The sequence below is a fragment of the Bacillus sp. MSP13 genome, from assembly GCF_000815295.1.
Lineage (GTDB): Bacteria > Bacillota > Bacilli > Bacillales > Bacillaceae > Bacillus > Bacillus vallismortis.
The window spans coordinates 85,451-100,321 of the sequence record NZ_JXAQ01000010.1; the positions used below are offsets into that span (position 1 = coordinate 85,451).

General features: G+C 44.9%; 14 protein-coding genes and 1 pseudogene. 4 read left to right on the plus strand and 11 right to left on the minus strand.

The genetic code is table 11. The features are described 5' to 3' along the window. Window positions 1-17: 17 nt before the first annotated feature. The 7 genes from SC79_RS11020 to SC79_RS11050 all read right to left on the minus strand — a co-directional run bounded on the left by SC79_RS11020 (window position 18) and on the right by SC79_RS11050 (window position 6,391). A complete protein-coding gene (locus SC79_RS11020) occupies window positions 18-1,109 on the minus strand; it encodes a branched-chain amino acid aminotransferase (RefSeq protein ID WP_039075076.1) in 1,092 nt (363 codons plus the stop codon). Between the two features lie 141 nt (window positions 1,110-1,250). After that, complete coding sequence (locus tag SC79_RS11025) at window positions 1,251-2,009, minus strand: SDR family oxidoreductase (protein ID WP_039075077.1); 759 nt, start codon at window positions 2,007-2,009, stop codon at window positions 1,251-1,253. 88 nt (window positions 2,010-2,097) lie between these two features. Continuing rightward, window positions 2,098-3,276 carry a D-alanyl-lipoteichoic acid biosynthesis protein DltD gene (gene dltD, locus SC79_RS11030; RefSeq protein WP_039075078.1) on the minus strand — a complete coding sequence of 393 codons (1,179 nt, stop codon included), beginning with the start codon at window positions 3,274-3,276 and terminating at the stop codon, window positions 2,098-2,100. Beyond that, window positions 3,276-3,512, minus strand: coding sequence for a D-alanine--poly(phosphoribitol) ligase subunit DltC (gene dltC / locus SC79_RS11035; protein WP_039075079.1), 237 nt, complete (start codon window positions 3,510-3,512; stop codon window positions 3,276-3,278). The genes dltD and dltC overlap by 1 nt, the downstream gene beginning before the upstream one ends. Before the next feature lie 16 nt (window positions 3,513-3,528). Continuing rightward, window positions 3,529-4,716, minus strand: a complete 1,188-nt coding sequence (gene dltB, locus SC79_RS11040) for a D-alanyl-lipoteichoic acid biosynthesis protein DltB (protein ID WP_039075080.1) — start codon at window positions 4,714-4,716, stop codon at window positions 3,529-3,531. Further along, window positions 4,713-6,224 carry a D-alanine--poly(phosphoribitol) ligase subunit DltA gene (dltA, locus tag SC79_RS11045; protein ID WP_039075081.1) on the minus strand — a complete coding sequence of 504 codons (1,512 nt, stop codon included), beginning with the start codon at window positions 6,222-6,224 and terminating at the stop codon, window positions 4,713-4,715. Before dltA ends, dltB begins: the two co-directional genes overlap by 4 nt. A gap of 17 nt (window positions 6,225-6,241) precedes the next feature. Further along, window positions 6,242-6,391: a teichoic acid D-Ala incorporation-associated protein DltX gene (locus tag SC79_RS11050; protein ID WP_039075082.1), complete on the minus strand. Its 150-nt coding sequence runs from the start codon at window positions 6,389-6,391 to the stop codon at window positions 6,242-6,244. Window positions 6,392-6,839: 448 nt separating this feature from the next. On the opposite strand from SC79_RS11050, the gene SC79_RS11055 reads away from it, so the two are divergent. Together SC79_RS11055 and ywaC are read left to right on the plus strand one after the other, a co-directional pair. Continuing rightward, on the plus strand, window positions 6,840-7,775 hold the full coding sequence (locus tag SC79_RS11055) for a 1,4-dihydroxy-2-naphthoate polyprenyltransferase (protein WP_039075083.1): 936 nt from the start codon (window positions 6,840-6,842) through the stop codon (window positions 7,773-7,775). A gap of 142 nt (window positions 7,776-7,917) precedes the next feature. Then, complete coding sequence (gene ywaC, locus SC79_RS11060) at window positions 7,918-8,550, plus strand: GTP pyrophosphokinase YwaC (RefSeq protein ID WP_039075084.1); 633 nt, start codon at window positions 7,918-7,920, stop codon at window positions 8,548-8,550. Window positions 8,551-8,776: 226 nt separating this feature from the next. On the opposite strand, the gene SC79_RS11065 is transcribed toward ywaC, so the two are convergent. Both SC79_RS11065 and SC79_RS21310 read right to left on the minus strand, forming a co-directional pair. Beyond that, window positions 8,777-10,144, minus strand: coding sequence for a M28 family metallopeptidase (locus SC79_RS11065; RefSeq protein ID WP_039075085.1), 1,368 nt, complete (start codon window positions 10,142-10,144; stop codon window positions 8,777-8,779). Window positions 10,145-10,296: 152 nt separating this feature from the next. Continuing rightward, window positions 10,297-10,417, minus strand: a pseudogene (locus SC79_RS21310) (hypothetical protein); the annotation flags it as partial. Window positions 10,418-10,487: 70 nt separating this feature from the next. On the opposite strand from SC79_RS21310, the gene SC79_RS11070 reads away from it, so the two are divergent. Continuing rightward, window positions 10,488-11,201 carry a YwaF family protein gene (locus SC79_RS11070; protein WP_039075086.1) on the plus strand — a complete coding sequence of 238 codons (714 nt, stop codon included), beginning with the start codon at window positions 10,488-10,490 and terminating at the stop codon, window positions 11,199-11,201. A 110-nt stretch (window positions 11,202-11,311) separates the two neighbouring features. Further along, complete coding sequence (locus SC79_RS11075; RefSeq protein WP_039075087.1) at window positions 11,312-12,172, plus strand: glycosyltransferase family 8 protein; 861 nt, start codon at window positions 11,312-11,314, stop codon at window positions 12,170-12,172. 50 nt (window positions 12,173-12,222) lie between these two features. Here SC79_RS11075 and sacY read toward each other — a convergent pair whose 3' ends face one another. Together sacY and SC79_RS11085 are read right to left on the minus strand one after the other, a co-directional pair. Next, window positions 12,223-13,065, minus strand: a complete 843-nt coding sequence (gene sacY, locus SC79_RS11080; RefSeq protein ID WP_039075088.1) for a transcription antiterminator SacY — start codon at window positions 13,063-13,065, stop codon at window positions 12,223-12,225. A gap of 53 nt (window positions 13,066-13,118) precedes the next feature. Further along, a complete protein-coding gene (locus SC79_RS11085) occupies window positions 13,119-14,498 on the minus strand; it encodes a sucrose-specific PTS transporter subunit IIBC (protein WP_039075089.1) in 1,380 nt (459 codons plus the stop codon). Between the last annotated feature and the right edge of the window lie 373 nt (window positions 14,499-14,871).

Here is a 14,871-nt window from a genome sequence, read left to right on the forward strand (position 1 = left end):
TCAGTGGGCCGGTTTTTTTACTTGCTCTCAGTAAGCGCTGCGACTTCGGTCGTCCATCCGAATTCGTCTGTGACAGCGCCTTTTTGAATGCCAGTAATCGTGTCATACAGTTTTTTTGCGATTTCTCCTGTTTCACCGTTGTTGATCGCAAGTGTTTCATCCTGCCAGATCAGCTCGCCGACTGGAGAAATAACTGCTGCTGTACCAGTTCCGAAGGCTTCTTCAAGGATGCCGTCTTTATGGGCTTGGATGACCTCATCGATCGCAATTTTCCGTTCTGAAACAGGAAGTCCCCAATGCTTCAGCAAGGCGATGACAGAATTGCGCGTGATGCCTTCCAGGATGCTTCCGTTCAGCACCGGCGTTATGATTTCACCGTTGATTTTGAAGAAGATGTTCATGCTTCCGACTTCTTCAATGTATTTCTTCTCAATCCCGTCCAGCCAGAGCACTTGAGAAAATCCTTTCTCTTCGGCTACTTGTTGCGCTTTTAAGCTTGAAGCGTAGTTCCCTGCGGTTTTGGCATTTCCCGTTCCGCCTTTTACCGCACGGACAAATTCACTTTCAACAGCGATTTTGACTGGTTTGATGCCTTCTTTATAATAAGAGCCGACCGGAGAGAGAATGATAAAGAGCTTATACGTATGAGATGCCGCAACACCAAGGAAAGGCTCGGTGGCGATGATGAACGGGCGGATATAAAGGGATGTGCCCTCCGCATTCGGAATCCAGTCTTTATCAATCGCGACAAGCTGTTTTAAGCCCTCGAGTACCTGTTCTTCATCGATTTGCGGAATGCAGAGGCGGTCGTTTGATTGATTGAGGCGCTCCATATTTTTTTCCGGTCTGAAAAGCAGGACATGGTCATCCTCTGTGACGTAAGCCTTTAACCCCTCAAACACGGTTTGGCCGTAGTGATATACCATTGCAGCCGGATCCATTGAAAAGGATTGATAAGGAATAATTCTTGGGTCGTACCATCCTTTATCCGCCGCATAGTCCATTACAAACATGTGGTCTGTAAACACTCTTCCGAACGAAAGCTGATTTGCATCTGGTTTCGGTTTTTTTGCCGTTGTCAATTCAACGCGAATCTCTTGTTTAGTCATGGTCAATCTCCCTGTTGTTAAATTGTTTGTATTATCAAACTTATTTGAAAATAATTTATATTCTATTGTATACCTTCAACAAATATTCGCAATAGGTTTGCTCAAATTTGTAAGAAATTCATAAGAAAAAAGCAGGAGACATTAATTCTCCTGCGTGTTCATTTGCTCAAACACCCTGTCGTAATCGGCTCGAGTGGCGTTCCGAAGACCTTCGACACGTTCATTTGTAATCTCTTGTTTGTCGTCCTTCAACCCGTCCAAGACATACTGAACATATTCCTCAGCTGATATGCCGCGGTACGTCAGGCCTTGTTTATCGCGTGATTTTTGGTTTAAACCTGTGTCAACCATAGGAGGCGCCATTTCAATCACTTCCACGCTTGTGTCACGGAGCTGGTGTCTCAGCGTAAGCGAGAACGAGTGAAGGGCCGCTTTCGTTGCGCAGTACACCGGATAAACAGCTAACGGGTTAAACGCAAGCCCGGATGTGACCTGAACGATTGCCGCCTCGGGCTGCTTCATCAAATGAGGCGTGAAAAGGGCTGATAAATGGACAGGCGCTTGGACATTAAGTTCAATTTCATCTCCGTCCACAAAAAGCTCTTCCGTCCCCTTTGTAAAGTCGATTTCCTTTTGAATGCCGGCGTTGTTGACGAGAACATTCAGGTTCGGGAATTCCTTTACAGCCCATTCATACAATGCTTCCCGCTGCGAACGGTCTGCAACATCGCATTGCTTTGTATGGATGGTTGGGAGCTTGTGCTTCGCTTCTGTCAGACGCGCTTCGCTGCGCCCGCAAATAATGACTTCATTGCCAAGTTCCAGCAGCCGCTTGGCCAGTTCAAGCCCGATGCCCGCAGAACCGCCTGTGATTAACACGGTATTGCCTGTCATCTTCATTGATGTAACACCTCTTATTCAGTTGGCTGTGATTCCTTTACTATTTCAAATCTTAGCAGGAAATATGCAGCCGCGTCCTATGAGATGCTCAGGATGATGTGACTTTTCCGGTTTTATAAAATTCGTCAATTGCTTTATCGACATACACCCAGCCTTTCCAGCCGATGTGAATGGTGTCTTTCATGAAATACGGATCGTATTCATGCTTTGAGAAATCAGCAACCTGGAAGCCCTTGGCTCTGATCTGTTTATTCACCTTTTGGTAATAATCAGTACGTCCTTTTTTCGGGAAGCCAGTGTAGTCATACCACTTTCCGTTAACAGGGATGGTGACAAACATAGGCTCTGCCCCCGCATCCTTCAGGATATCAAGCATCATCTCAAAATCACCGTATTCCGGTGACACTGCATACGATTTTCCTTTGTTTTTCCCTTTCAGCTTAGGCACTTTCGGCTTCAGCTTTTTAAATACAGGATTGTCAATGTGAAAATCGTTAGACCCGGAGTGGCGTTTTCCTGACTGATCTGCGAGTTTATTTAATTCTGACCATGACTGGTCCTTTACTGACTGCGAGATATAACGCTTTGGAACGGATGACTCCATTGCTGAATAATACATGTCCTTCTTTTCCAGCATGCTGTAATAGACTTTTGCCGCCGGCTTCAGCGCGTTCACTTTCCACGTTTGGCCGTTTACGATTGCTTTGTACAGCTCGCATAGAATCGCGTCATTTTGCACGGCCTTAAAGCGCAGCATGCGTTTCATCATTTTCTTTTTCACATCGGGGTCGATCTGCTCGTTAAATGCCAAATCAAGCCCTTGCAGCGCGGAATAGTTCGGCGCGAAATGCTGTTCATCAGACCCGCGCTTAATAAACCATTGCGGAGACACGATGAATACGATTTTTTTACCCTTCAGCTGATCCATATGGGCAGCGAAGTTTAAAGAGTGAATCAATGACTGTGATCCGCCTTTGCCGACAAGGTACGGCGTGAACCCCTCATTGTTCACCTGAAAATAATTAGATGGGTGGAACTCGTCCAGTCGGGAAAGCTCAGAAGATCCGTAAATCGGAAGGTATTCCGGATCTTTGAGCATTTGATCTTGTAAATAAAGCCCTTGAAACATACTCGGGTTCAAGGCTGTTGCCGACTCTTTCACCCGCTTATCGGTGATGAAGCCTGACAGCCATGAAGATGGAACTGCGATGGCGCCTGCGAATAGAATAAACGCCAAAATAATTGGACCGAAAAAACGCTTTTTCATTATTTCAACTCAGACAGCTGATTTACAATGTTGTTAGGCGTATTCCAAACATCCCGGTCAAATTCAGTGATCGGCACTAAAATATCAAAACGGTTTTCAATCGCAAGCAGCAATTCTACTGTTCCAAAAGAGTCAAGCAAACCTTCTTCGAAAATGTCAATATCAGGATTTTCCTTTACGATGTCATCCTGGCAAACCTCTGCTAAAACGTCTAATACCTCTTGTTTAAATTCCATAGCTTTCTATTCTCCTTTAATGGTGGTGATGAAATAGTTTTCCTGAGAAAATATAAAATCCGAAGCAAACGAAATGGAAAGTGATCACAATTGCAAGAGCGGTTGTCCAGCGGTTGGACGGCAGCCATTTGTATTTCTTATTCCACTTCTCGAAAAAGTTGTAACACGTCATCAGCACGGCGTGATAGAGGCCGTAGATGATATATTGCGGCGCAAGCCCGTGCCAAACCCCCATCAGCATAAACAGCAGGAAATACCCGATGTTTGAGACGGCCATGCGGTTTTTGATCCACTTTTTCTTTGTCATCCAAAATACGAATCTCATAAACACATAATCCCTGAACCAAAAGGACAGAGACATATGCCAGCGATTCCAGAAATCTTTAATATTCTTACTGATAAACGGTTTATTAAAGTTTTCAGGTGATTTAATGCCCATAATATAGCTGACCCCGACGGCAAACATCGTATAGCCGGCAAAATCAAAGAATAAATACATGCTGTAGCCATACATGTACAGCAGGTTCCCGAGAATCTTATGATGCGTGATCGCGGGAAGGTTCATGATGAAGTACGTGTTGATTGCGTAGCCGATAATAAACTTGTACAGGAAACCGATAAAGATTTTATGAATCCCTGTATATAATAGATCGGCGTATTCGTCTTTCGTCCAAGCCTTCTGTTCATCCTTGACGAACCGGCGGTATCTGTCGATCGGGCCGGAGGAAATCGTCGGGAAAAACAGGATGAAATACAGCAGGCGGTGGAGCGGCAGCTGTTCCTTCAGCAGACCGTCTCTTGCTTCCATAATCAGCTGAACGCCTTTAAAGGTTAAATATGAAATTCCTAAAAAGCTGATCAGGTTTTGTGCCGGGTGATGCGGCTGCGGGTGTGAAAGAAACGGCCATATTTTCGACAAAAATAAAGGCAGAATCGCCGCGATCACAGCTCCGCAAAAGACAAAGCCGCTATTCGCTTTCTGCCTGTACGCCAAGTAGCCGCTGATCAAAAGCACTTGCCATATCGTAAACAGACACAGTGCGATGACCCCGTGTACGTCGTGCGAAAAAATTAATGCCAATATAATGATAGATATGAACATGTTGTATGCTTGAAATCTTTTTCCGTTCAGGCCGAGAATGATCGTCGGCAGAAGGAGAATGCCAAGCAGTATAAAGAATAAAAACGAACTGTAAGGCGTCATACAAGAACCTCTTCGCCGATGCGTTTCCGGTCTATCTTTCCGTTAGCCGTCATTTGAATGTGATCTTGGTAAATGAATTTTCTGGGGATCATATACGCCGGAAGGGAAGCGGCAAGCTCTTTTTTAATGGCGCTTGTCAGCTGGAATTCCTTCTGGAACTCATGCTCCTCAGGCACAATGGCCGCGATCAGGTATTCAACTGTTCCGTTTGGCTGATACGGAATCACGACAGCAGAGCGAACGTACTGAGACTGTCTCACATGGACCTCGATTTCCTCGAGCTCCATTCGGTAGCCGTGAAGTTTGATTTGAAAATCCAAACGTCCTTGGCAGAAAATCTGACCCTCTTGGATATAGCCAGCATCACCAGTCCGGTATGCCCACTGGCCTTCATAAGAGAAAAACGCCTTTTCCGTCAGCTCAGGCTCACCAAGGTAGCCTCGGCTTACGCTTGGCCCCGCAATGACGATTTCTCCTTTTTCTCCATCAGGAAGCGGCTGTCCCTGTTCATCCATAATGAACATGTTCATATCAGGTTTGGCGAAGCCGACTGGCAGCGATTCGTTGCGGCTGATGACATCATCCGTAATTTCAACCGATGTGACAGCCACTGTGGCTTCGGTCGGGCCGTACGTATTAAAGATGTTTGCTTTCGGAAAACGCTCAAGCAGAACTTTTGCAACTGAAACCGGAAGAACTTCTCCGCAAAACATAAAGGTGTCCGCATCAGGCAGCAAGTCCTGTGAGAAACCCGGGTCCATCAGGCACATCTGCACAAAGGAAGGTGTTGATGTCCACACATTCAGACCAGATGTTTTCAGCTCTTCGAATAAGATTTTCGGCTTATTCACAGCATCTTTTGTCACGCAGTGTAACGTTCCGCCTGATTGAAGGCACGGATAAAGGTCCATGACTGATAAATCAAATGAAAACGGCGCTTGGTTTAAAAATGTTTTTCCTCCGTTGACTGGAAAGTCTGCGCAAATCCAGTTTGTGAAGCTTTGAAGATTCGCGGCGGAAATCTGCACGCCTTTAGGATTTCCCGTGCTTCCGGAAGTGTAAATGATGTAAAACGTCTCGTGATCCTTGACCCATTGATCTTGGCTAACAGTGCCGTCCGCGTTTTCCAGCAGTTCTTCTGCTGAAACCGTCTGAATCTGCTGGCCGAGTTCGTCAACTGGAAGCCCGGCTGCATGGATCAGCAATTCTGCTCCAGAGCTTTCGATAATTTTCGCAATCCGCTCGGACGGAATCGACAGGTCAACGGGAATATAAGGGTGTCCCGCTTTGACGCTTCCTAAAAAGGAAACGATCATGTGCGGCTCCATATGGCCATACACAAGGATAGGCGATTTCTTTTCCCCAGAAACGCGTTTTTGGATCGCGGCACCCGCACGGTCAGACTGCTCCCATAATTCCTGATATGTGAGCGACTGGCCTTGAGAGCGGAAGGCATCGGTTTGCGGATAAGATTCCGCATGTGTTTGAATAGCATGTAAAAGTTTCATCGTTATTCTCTCTCCAATTAGAAATCGTTATAAATATATGAACCGGTATTCGCGGTGTGAAAACCATACATGAAAAACAAAACAAGAAGTATAATCAAATAAAAACCTGTATGACATGTCCACTTGACAGCGGGCTTTTCATACAGCTGTTTCATCAATTGCAGCATATCAAAAGTTCCTTTCCCGTTTTTTCGACAATCACATGAGTATTGACGATTAGGTGCGCAAAAAGTTTCATTTTTTCCCTAAACTCCCTCAAATAAATATATCGGCGTTTTGCTATTGAAAATGAATCTTTATGCCTGATAGGGAAAAAAATGAATTGCCTGGTGATCATTTATAATAAAAGGATAAGACAGAAGGGGTTAAAACGATCTTTTTAACTTTTAAAAAGCGTAAAGCACTTAAAAAAATTTTTCTGTATCTGTTCGTTCTAGTGAAAGCAGAAACCTGATGAAATCGGGGCGGAAAGCGTATAATAAGAAAGAAAACGCCTTCTTTCGGTATCTTGTGAAATGGGGGAGAAGTCATTATGATAGATAAGGAAGCAAAAGGAGTTTTTATCAAAGCGCCGGCTGAAAAAAAGTAAGCCTTTTAATAGAAAGGAAGAGGAAGATGAACCAAACAAATAAGGGTGAGGGTCAGACTGCGCCGGAAAAAGAAAGCATGGGGCAGATCCTTTGGCAGTTAACCCGTCCTCATACGTTAACGGCATCATTTGTGCCTGTGCTGCTCGGAACGGTATTGGCGATGTTTTATGTCAAGGTTGATCTGCTGCTGTTTCTGGCTATGCTGTTTTCTTGCTTATGGATCCAGATCGCGACGAACTTATTTAATGAATACTACGATTTTAAACGCGGGTTAGATACAGCAGCATCTGTCGGAATCGGAGGGGCGATCGTACGCCACGGAATGAAGCCAATTACGATTTTGCAATTAGCCCTTGCAGCATATGGGATTGCTATATTGCTCGGCGTCTATATTTGCGCAAGCAGCAGCTGGTGGCTGGCTCTGATCGGCCTCGTCGGCATGGCGATCGGATACCTGTATACAGGCGGGCCGCTGCCGATTGCGTACACGCCGTTCGGTGAGTTATTCTCGGGCATTTGCATGGGTTCGGTATTTGTGCTGATTTCGTTTTTCATTCAAACAGATAAAATCAATTTGCAAAGCATCTTGATTTCGATCCCGATTGCAATTCTTGTCGGCGCGATTAACCTATCGAACAACATTCGCGATATTGAAGAGGACAAAAAAGGCGGACGCAAAACATTGGCGATTTTGATGGGGCATAAGGGAGCTGTTACGCTCTTAGCCGCGTCGTTTGCTGTCGCTTATATTTGGATTGTCGGCTTGGTCATCACCGGTGCCGCTAGCCCGTGGCTGTTTGTCGTCTTTTTGAGCGTGCCTAAGCCGGTTCAGGCAGTGAAGGGCTTCGTCCGAAAAGAATTACCGATGAACATGATTGTGGCGATGAAATCCACAGCCCAAACCAACACATTTTTCGGATTCCTGCTCTCGATCGGGTTATTGATCAGTTACTTCCGGTAAAAAGAAAGACCGTATGTTTCGTGCGGTCTTTTTTTGTTACATTCGATCACATTTTGTAAAAAAAATTCACAAAACCATACTGGAAGCAAGGACGTCTAGTACATGGACAGCGGATAAAGATCCGTTAAAGGAGATGATGGAAATGGATTTATCTGTAACGCATATGGACGATTTGAAAACAGTAATGGAAGATTGGAAAAATGAATTATTAGTTTATAAATTTGCGCTGGATGCACTGAATACAAAGTTCTCCATTATCAGCCAGGAGTATAACCTTATTCACGGACACAACCCGATTGAACATACGAAATCCCGTGTCAAAAGCTTTGAAAGCATCGTGAATAAGTTAATGAGAAAGGGCTGCGAGATTACGACGAAGGAAATGAAAGAGCACATTCACGACATTGCCGGTGTGCGCATCATTTGTTCCTTTATTTCCGATATTTATAATGTCGTGAATGTCTTAAAGCAGCATGATGACTTGCGAATCGTAAAGGTGAAGGATTATATTCAGACGCCAAAACCGAACGGCTACCGAAGCCTGCATTTGATCATTGAGATGCCTGTGAATTTAACAAACCGTGTGGAATACGTCAAAGCAGAAATTCAAATCCGGACGATCGCGATGGATTTCTGGGCGAGCCTTGAACATAAAATTTACTATAAATTGAATAATGACGTTCCGAAGCAATTAACAGACGAACTGAAGGAAGCAGCGGAGATCGCCCATTATCTTGATGAGAAAATGCTGGGGATTAAGAAAGAGGTGGATTAGAAAAGACGGCAGCTAAGTGCCGTCTCAGCGTGTCGACAAACCCTCGCATTCGTTGTCAGTCCTGCGCGTTGGTGCTCACGAATTGCTACATTCGCTGTGCTCCAATGCTCGTCCTTCCTAGACTTCAAGGGTTTTCAATCACGCTGAAAAGATGACAAAGTCATAAAACAAAAACCGTTTTATGACTTTGTCAACAATCTGAGACGGCAGCTAAGTGCCGTCTTTTTTATTTGATATCTTCATAAATGTCAGAGGCTTTGGCCTTCATTTGTTTCTTTTTGGTTTTCGGTTTCTTTTCTTTTTTCACAGCCTGATAGACAGCGGCTGTCACAAGATCGCCGGCATGCTGGAGGCGATCTTTGCTGATATGCTCGATCGAGTCTTCGGGAGTATGGTACCACGGCTCGACTTCTTCGGTTTCCGGGTCTCCCCAAATAAAGTTGGCGGAATCAATACCGGCTTCATGGAATGGCACGTGATCAGATGACCCTCCCTGTGTCAGAGACAGGCTGTCAAATCCGATGTTTTCAGCGGCCGTCCGGCTGGATTCCCAAACATCGTTCGATTGGCCGTCCAATGTGTTGACATACAGCTCAGACGCACGCTCCCAGCTTGTGCCAACCATGTCTAAATTGAAGTTCACTTCGCTTCGTTTCAACTCTTTTTCCGACAGATGATCTACATAATAAGATGAGCCGAGCAGGCCCAACTCTTCTGCGCCGAAAGCGATAAAGCGGATTTCTTTATCAGAAGGAACGCTTTTTAAGACGCGCGCCATTTCCAGCATGACAGAGGTGCCTGAGCCGTTGTCATTTGCTCCGGGCGAAAAAGGAACACTGTCGTAATGGGCCGTCACGTACACAATGTCTGGATGTTTGAAGTTCTTCGGTTTTTTGATCCCAATGATGTTCTGGGAGGTCTGGTTTGTGAATGCTTTTAGGTGCAAGGTTGCTTCTTTTTGCTGGGCAAGGGCTTCTCCGTCTTCTTTCTTAATGCCGACAACAGGGATGCCGACTTCATTGCCTGACAGATTTGGCGTCACAGGCACGAGGCTTTCTTTGTTGTTATAAATGATGACAGCCTTGGCTCCGGCGGCTTCGGCATGTTTGGCTTTCTCGTAAAACGTAAGGTCTCCTCTTGAAATCAAGGCGATTTTGCCCTTGGCGTCAGCGGTGAAGTCCTTTGGGTAGCCCAAGCCGGCATTGAAAAGCGGAGCTGTCAGCCCTTGTTTGTCAGTCGGGGCTGAGCCGGATGCCGCCCGTAGAAGAATATCGCTTCCTTCTGAAGACAGCGTTCCCTCGAGCCGGTCAGGAATATCGAATCGTTGTACCTTCACATCAAGCTTTACTTTTCTCATGAAAGAAGCAATGAAGAGGGCGCTCTTTTTTTCAGCGGCCGTTCCGGCTATTCTGGGGCCGATGGCTTCACTTAGCTGGGAAATGGTTGAGTACGCACGCTTTGCTTTGAAAGGAAGCTCTCGCTCGCTATCTGATATTTGTACAGCACGCGCGGCAGGGGTGATACTCTGTGCCGGCAAAAGAACTGTTCCGGCAGTTAAAACAGCCAACGTCACTACAGTCAAAAGCTTTTTCATCGGACATAACCCTCCCTAATGTATGGATGGGGAATATTTCGGGAAGCTAAGGGAATTTCCTGCAAAATGGAGAGCGTTTTTGAAAAGACAGTGCTTTATACCTGCAAAAAACGCTTATGAATGGAGAGTCATAAGCGTTTTGGGATATTGGGCTATTGGAGTTTTAAAAACTTGCGTTTGCCGACTTGGATGATCATATTTTCTTTGTGCCTCGCTTTTTGAAGAGAGGAGCTCTAAAGTGACGAGAAGATCGGCAGTTGTTCTTGTTTTCTCACTTGATTGAATAAAAAAGACCCATACAACACCACAATAAACAAAAACCCGCAAACGGGGGTGTGCTATCTTGCAAAAGTATGTTCAAGCCGTCTATAAACATGACCCGTTTCATCTTTTTTCTGCAGAGCATGTGGTGACATTAGTGATAATCGCTCTTTTGGCCATTCTGTTGTTTTTATTCCGCGAGGCAGTCAAGCGGCCTAAGACCAGCCAGTTTCTGCGTTATTTGTTTGTGTTTCTGCTGATTGGTTCGCAAATCGGTTATCAAATATGGATGATCGCTACGGGCAGGTGGTCGGTGCGCACTTCATTGCCTCTCCAGCTCAGTGATCTATCGGTGTATTTGTCAGCCATTATGCTGGTGACTAAAAGCTGGAGACTGTTTGTATTTCTATATTTTGTCGGCATTGCAAGCTCGATGCAGGCGCTTTTGACACCTGACCTCGGTATGTTTTCATTTCCGCATATCCGATATATCCTCTTTTTTATGTCGCACGGGTCCGTGTTTCTGTCCTGTCTGCTGTTGGCGGTGATCGGCACTTACAGAATGGGCCAGCGCTCTTTATGGATGACTGTCCTGATTGTCAATGTGTACGGCGTCTGTATTTACTTGATTGATCGTTGGCTTGGCGCGAATTATATGTATTTGACGAACAAACCGGGCGGCTCTTCTCTCTTGGATGTTCTCGGGCCGTGGCCATGGTATATTGCCTCAGCTGAAGCCATTACGATCGCAAGCTTTTACATCCTTTATTGGCTTTACCGCATGTTCAAAAAGTGATTCCTTTTTTGTTGTATAGCACATTCTGTTTTAAAAAATATTGTTGAATAGTGTTTTATTTTCTGAAATCGGGAATGTAACTTGTACAACACAAAGGGAGATGAATACCATTGAAGAAAGATGAAATTATGCATATCGTGTCATGCGCAGATGATAATTATGCTCGTCATTTAGGTGGAATGTTCGTTTCTTTATTGACAAACATGGACCGGGAGAGAGAGGTCAAATTATACGTCATTGATGGCGGAATTGAGACTGATAACAAAAAAAGACTGGAAGAAACCACATTGAAATTCGGTGTGCCGATTGAATTTTTAGAAGTGGATACCAACATGTATGAACATGCGGTAGAAAGCAGCCATATTACAAAAGCGGCGTATTACCGCATCTCAATTCCTGATTTAATTAAGGATGAGAGCATCAAACGAATGATTTATATCGATTGTGACGCGATTATTCTTGAAGATATTTCGAAATTGTGGGATCTGGATATTGCGCCATATACGGTCGCTGCTGTTGAAGATGCGGGGCAGCATGAACGCCTGAAAGAAATGAATGTCACTGATACAGGGAAGTATTTTAACTCAGGTATCATGGTGATTGATTTTGAATCTTGGAGAAAGCAGAACATCACAGAAAAAGTCATCAACTTTATCAATGAACACCCAGACGAAGATTTTCTTGTGCTGCACGACCAAGACGCGCTGAATGCGATCTTATACGATAAGTGGTATGAACTTCATCCACGCTGGAACGCTCAAACCTATATCATATTAAAACTAAAAACGCCTGCGACGCTGTCAGGCCAAAAGCTTTATAGAGAAACGAGAGAGAACCCGGCCATTGTCCACTTCTGCGGCGGAGAAAAACCTTGGAACTCCAATACCAAACATCCGTATCGCGATGAGTATTTCCATTACATGTCGTATACGAAGTGGAATACAATCAGCAATCCGGCGATGAACCAATAAATTTTTAAAAAACGCTTTTGATCATCTCAAAAGCGTTTTTTTTGTTTGCCTCAGCGCGCGACAGAGCGTTGGTAAAAGCGCTGAATATGCATGGCGATATAGCATAATTCTTTTTCAGGGAACACAAAGCCGTATTCCTTTTTCACAAATGTGCCGATGCTTTGGGCACAAAGAAATGCATCCTTAAATCTCTCTTTAATAATCTCGATCATTTCTGCATCCAGCTCGTATATGGATTCGCCCGCTTTGATATGCTGAATCGCAAAGCGGAGATGGGTCACAAGCCGTTCATAAGAAATGGTATCTTCCACAATGTTGATGGACAGCTGAATTTCAATAATCTCGATAATATCACGGATCATTGTTGTAATATCTAACGTCTGTGTCATATCTCCGGCATTGTTTCTTGCTGTGTGGATATGCATGGCGATATTGCCGATTTCATCATCAGGAATGTGAATCCCCAGTGTGTCTTTAATCAGCGCTCGAGCCCATAAGCCAATCTGAAATTCCTTCGGATAAAGGACTTTGATTTCATTCAGCAGCGGGTTTTTGATCACCATTCCATTGCTCAGTCGTTCGATCGCAAAGGACAGATGGTCTGAAAAAGCGACGTGAATGCGCTCGTTGATTTTGATGTTTAGCTCTTTTTCGGCATGGGAGATAATTTGCTCGGAAATCTGAATATGGTCTTCCGGCAAGGTTTCTAAAATCTCTTCGAATTGCTTATAATCAGGAGTATCTTTTCTGACAAACGTTTTTTCTATTTTTGACGGATCGACAATATCATTTTTCTTTTTGTCGAACGCAATTCCTGCACCTAAGAGAATCTTCTCTTCATTTTGATCCTTTACGACGATAGCATTATGATTTAAGATTCTTTTAATTTTCATAGCTTTTTTGTCCTTTCATCCCCCGTTTTATGAATGAAAACGAATAAATCCAGTTATTCTGTCTCTTCTTTAAACCCGAGAAACAGTGTAGCTATAAAAGCAGAGACGGCCGCGGCCAAAAAACCGATCATATAATGAACGAAATTGGCGGCACCGAACGGCAGCACGATTGAAATCATCGGAATGCCTGTCAGCCCGTAGGAATTCGACACCACATGTACCGCAACCACGTATGCTCCGCCAATCGCGCCGCCGATGGCAGCTCCGATAAAAGGCCGGATCAATTTGACATTTACTCCGAAGACAATCGGCTCCACAATGCCTAAAAACGCGGTCAGGGAAGCGGGGAGCGCAATTTTTTTCAGGCTTGATTGTTTCGTTTTGAAGAAGACCGCAAGTCCCGCTCCGCCTTGGGCCACATTCGCCATCGACCATATCGGAACTAAAAAGTTCACACCGACATGCGGGTCAGCAAGCAGTGTTGCTTCGATCGCATAAAAGCTATGATGCAAGCCAGATAGAACGATAGTGGAGTAGATGCCTCCGAATAGGGCGCCTGCGGCGATGCCAGCGTGTTCATAAATATAAACAATCGACTGTGTCATGATCTGGCCGATGATGGACGCGGCGGGATTCATGACAATCAGCGCGAGGAACCCAGTCATCAAGATCGTAGTAAAGGGAATGATGACGACATCAAGCGACTTCGGCACGATCGACTTTAATAGCTTCTCGATTCGGCTCATGACATAAACGGAAAAAAGAATCGGTATAATGGAGCCTTGATAGCCCATCATTGGAATATGTAGCCCCCATAAGTCTAAAGAAGCGGGGGTTTTGCTGCCGAGCATAGACGGGTCCAGAAGATCGGGATGCGTCAGAAGCCCCGCTATCACTGCCCCTAAATAGGGATTGCTGCCAAATTGCCGTGCGGCACTGAAGCCGACCAAAATCGGCAGCAAAATAAAGGCTGTGCTGGACACGAGGTCGAGCATTTTGATCCAAGGGCTTCCGGCTGCGAACCAGTGAAACACTTTAATCATGCCAATCAATCCCATGAGCAGGCCGCTTGCGGTTATGGCCGGAATGATCGGCACAAAAATATCGGACAGCGTTTTTGCAAAAGCTGCGACAGGGTTCAGCTTCCGGCTGGAGCTTTTCTGTTGGCCAGGCTCTTCAGATGGCGCGTTCTCCCACACGTGAATGAGTTCTTTATATATTTTGTTGACGACGCCTGCTCCAAAGATAATCTGGAATAACCCATATCGGAAAAAGGTGCCCTGCACACCTTGCAGCTGTTTAATGGCATGTATATCGATTTTCGTCTCGTCTTTTACCTCAAAACGAAGACGGGTCGTACAATGACTGATGCTGATAATATTGCTTTTTCCTCCTATGAGGACCAACAATTCGTTTGCAATCTCTTTTTGCAAGCAATCAAAACCTCCTTTGCTGAAAAAAAGTCGGCTTGTTCATCCTATCAAATGAAAAGTTGACAATCAAAATGAAAAAAGTGAGAAATACCGGCTCAAAATGACAAAACGAGCAGGGACAACAAAAAATGCCCGCGTCGGTGACGGAGCATGAAAAAAAGGATATGGGGTTGTCCATGGCGCCGTTATGAGCCCAACACGAAAAGAAGGGTTAAAATGCCCTGTTTATTAGGCACTAATACTCCCTTTGCATCATTGGGTCTTGCCTGCTGACCAGTCACAATCCCTCCATATGTGGTGATAACTGTAATAACGTTCATTTTATGCTGTTCATGACTGGATATCAATAGTAGGAAACGCCTGTGCGGCGAAT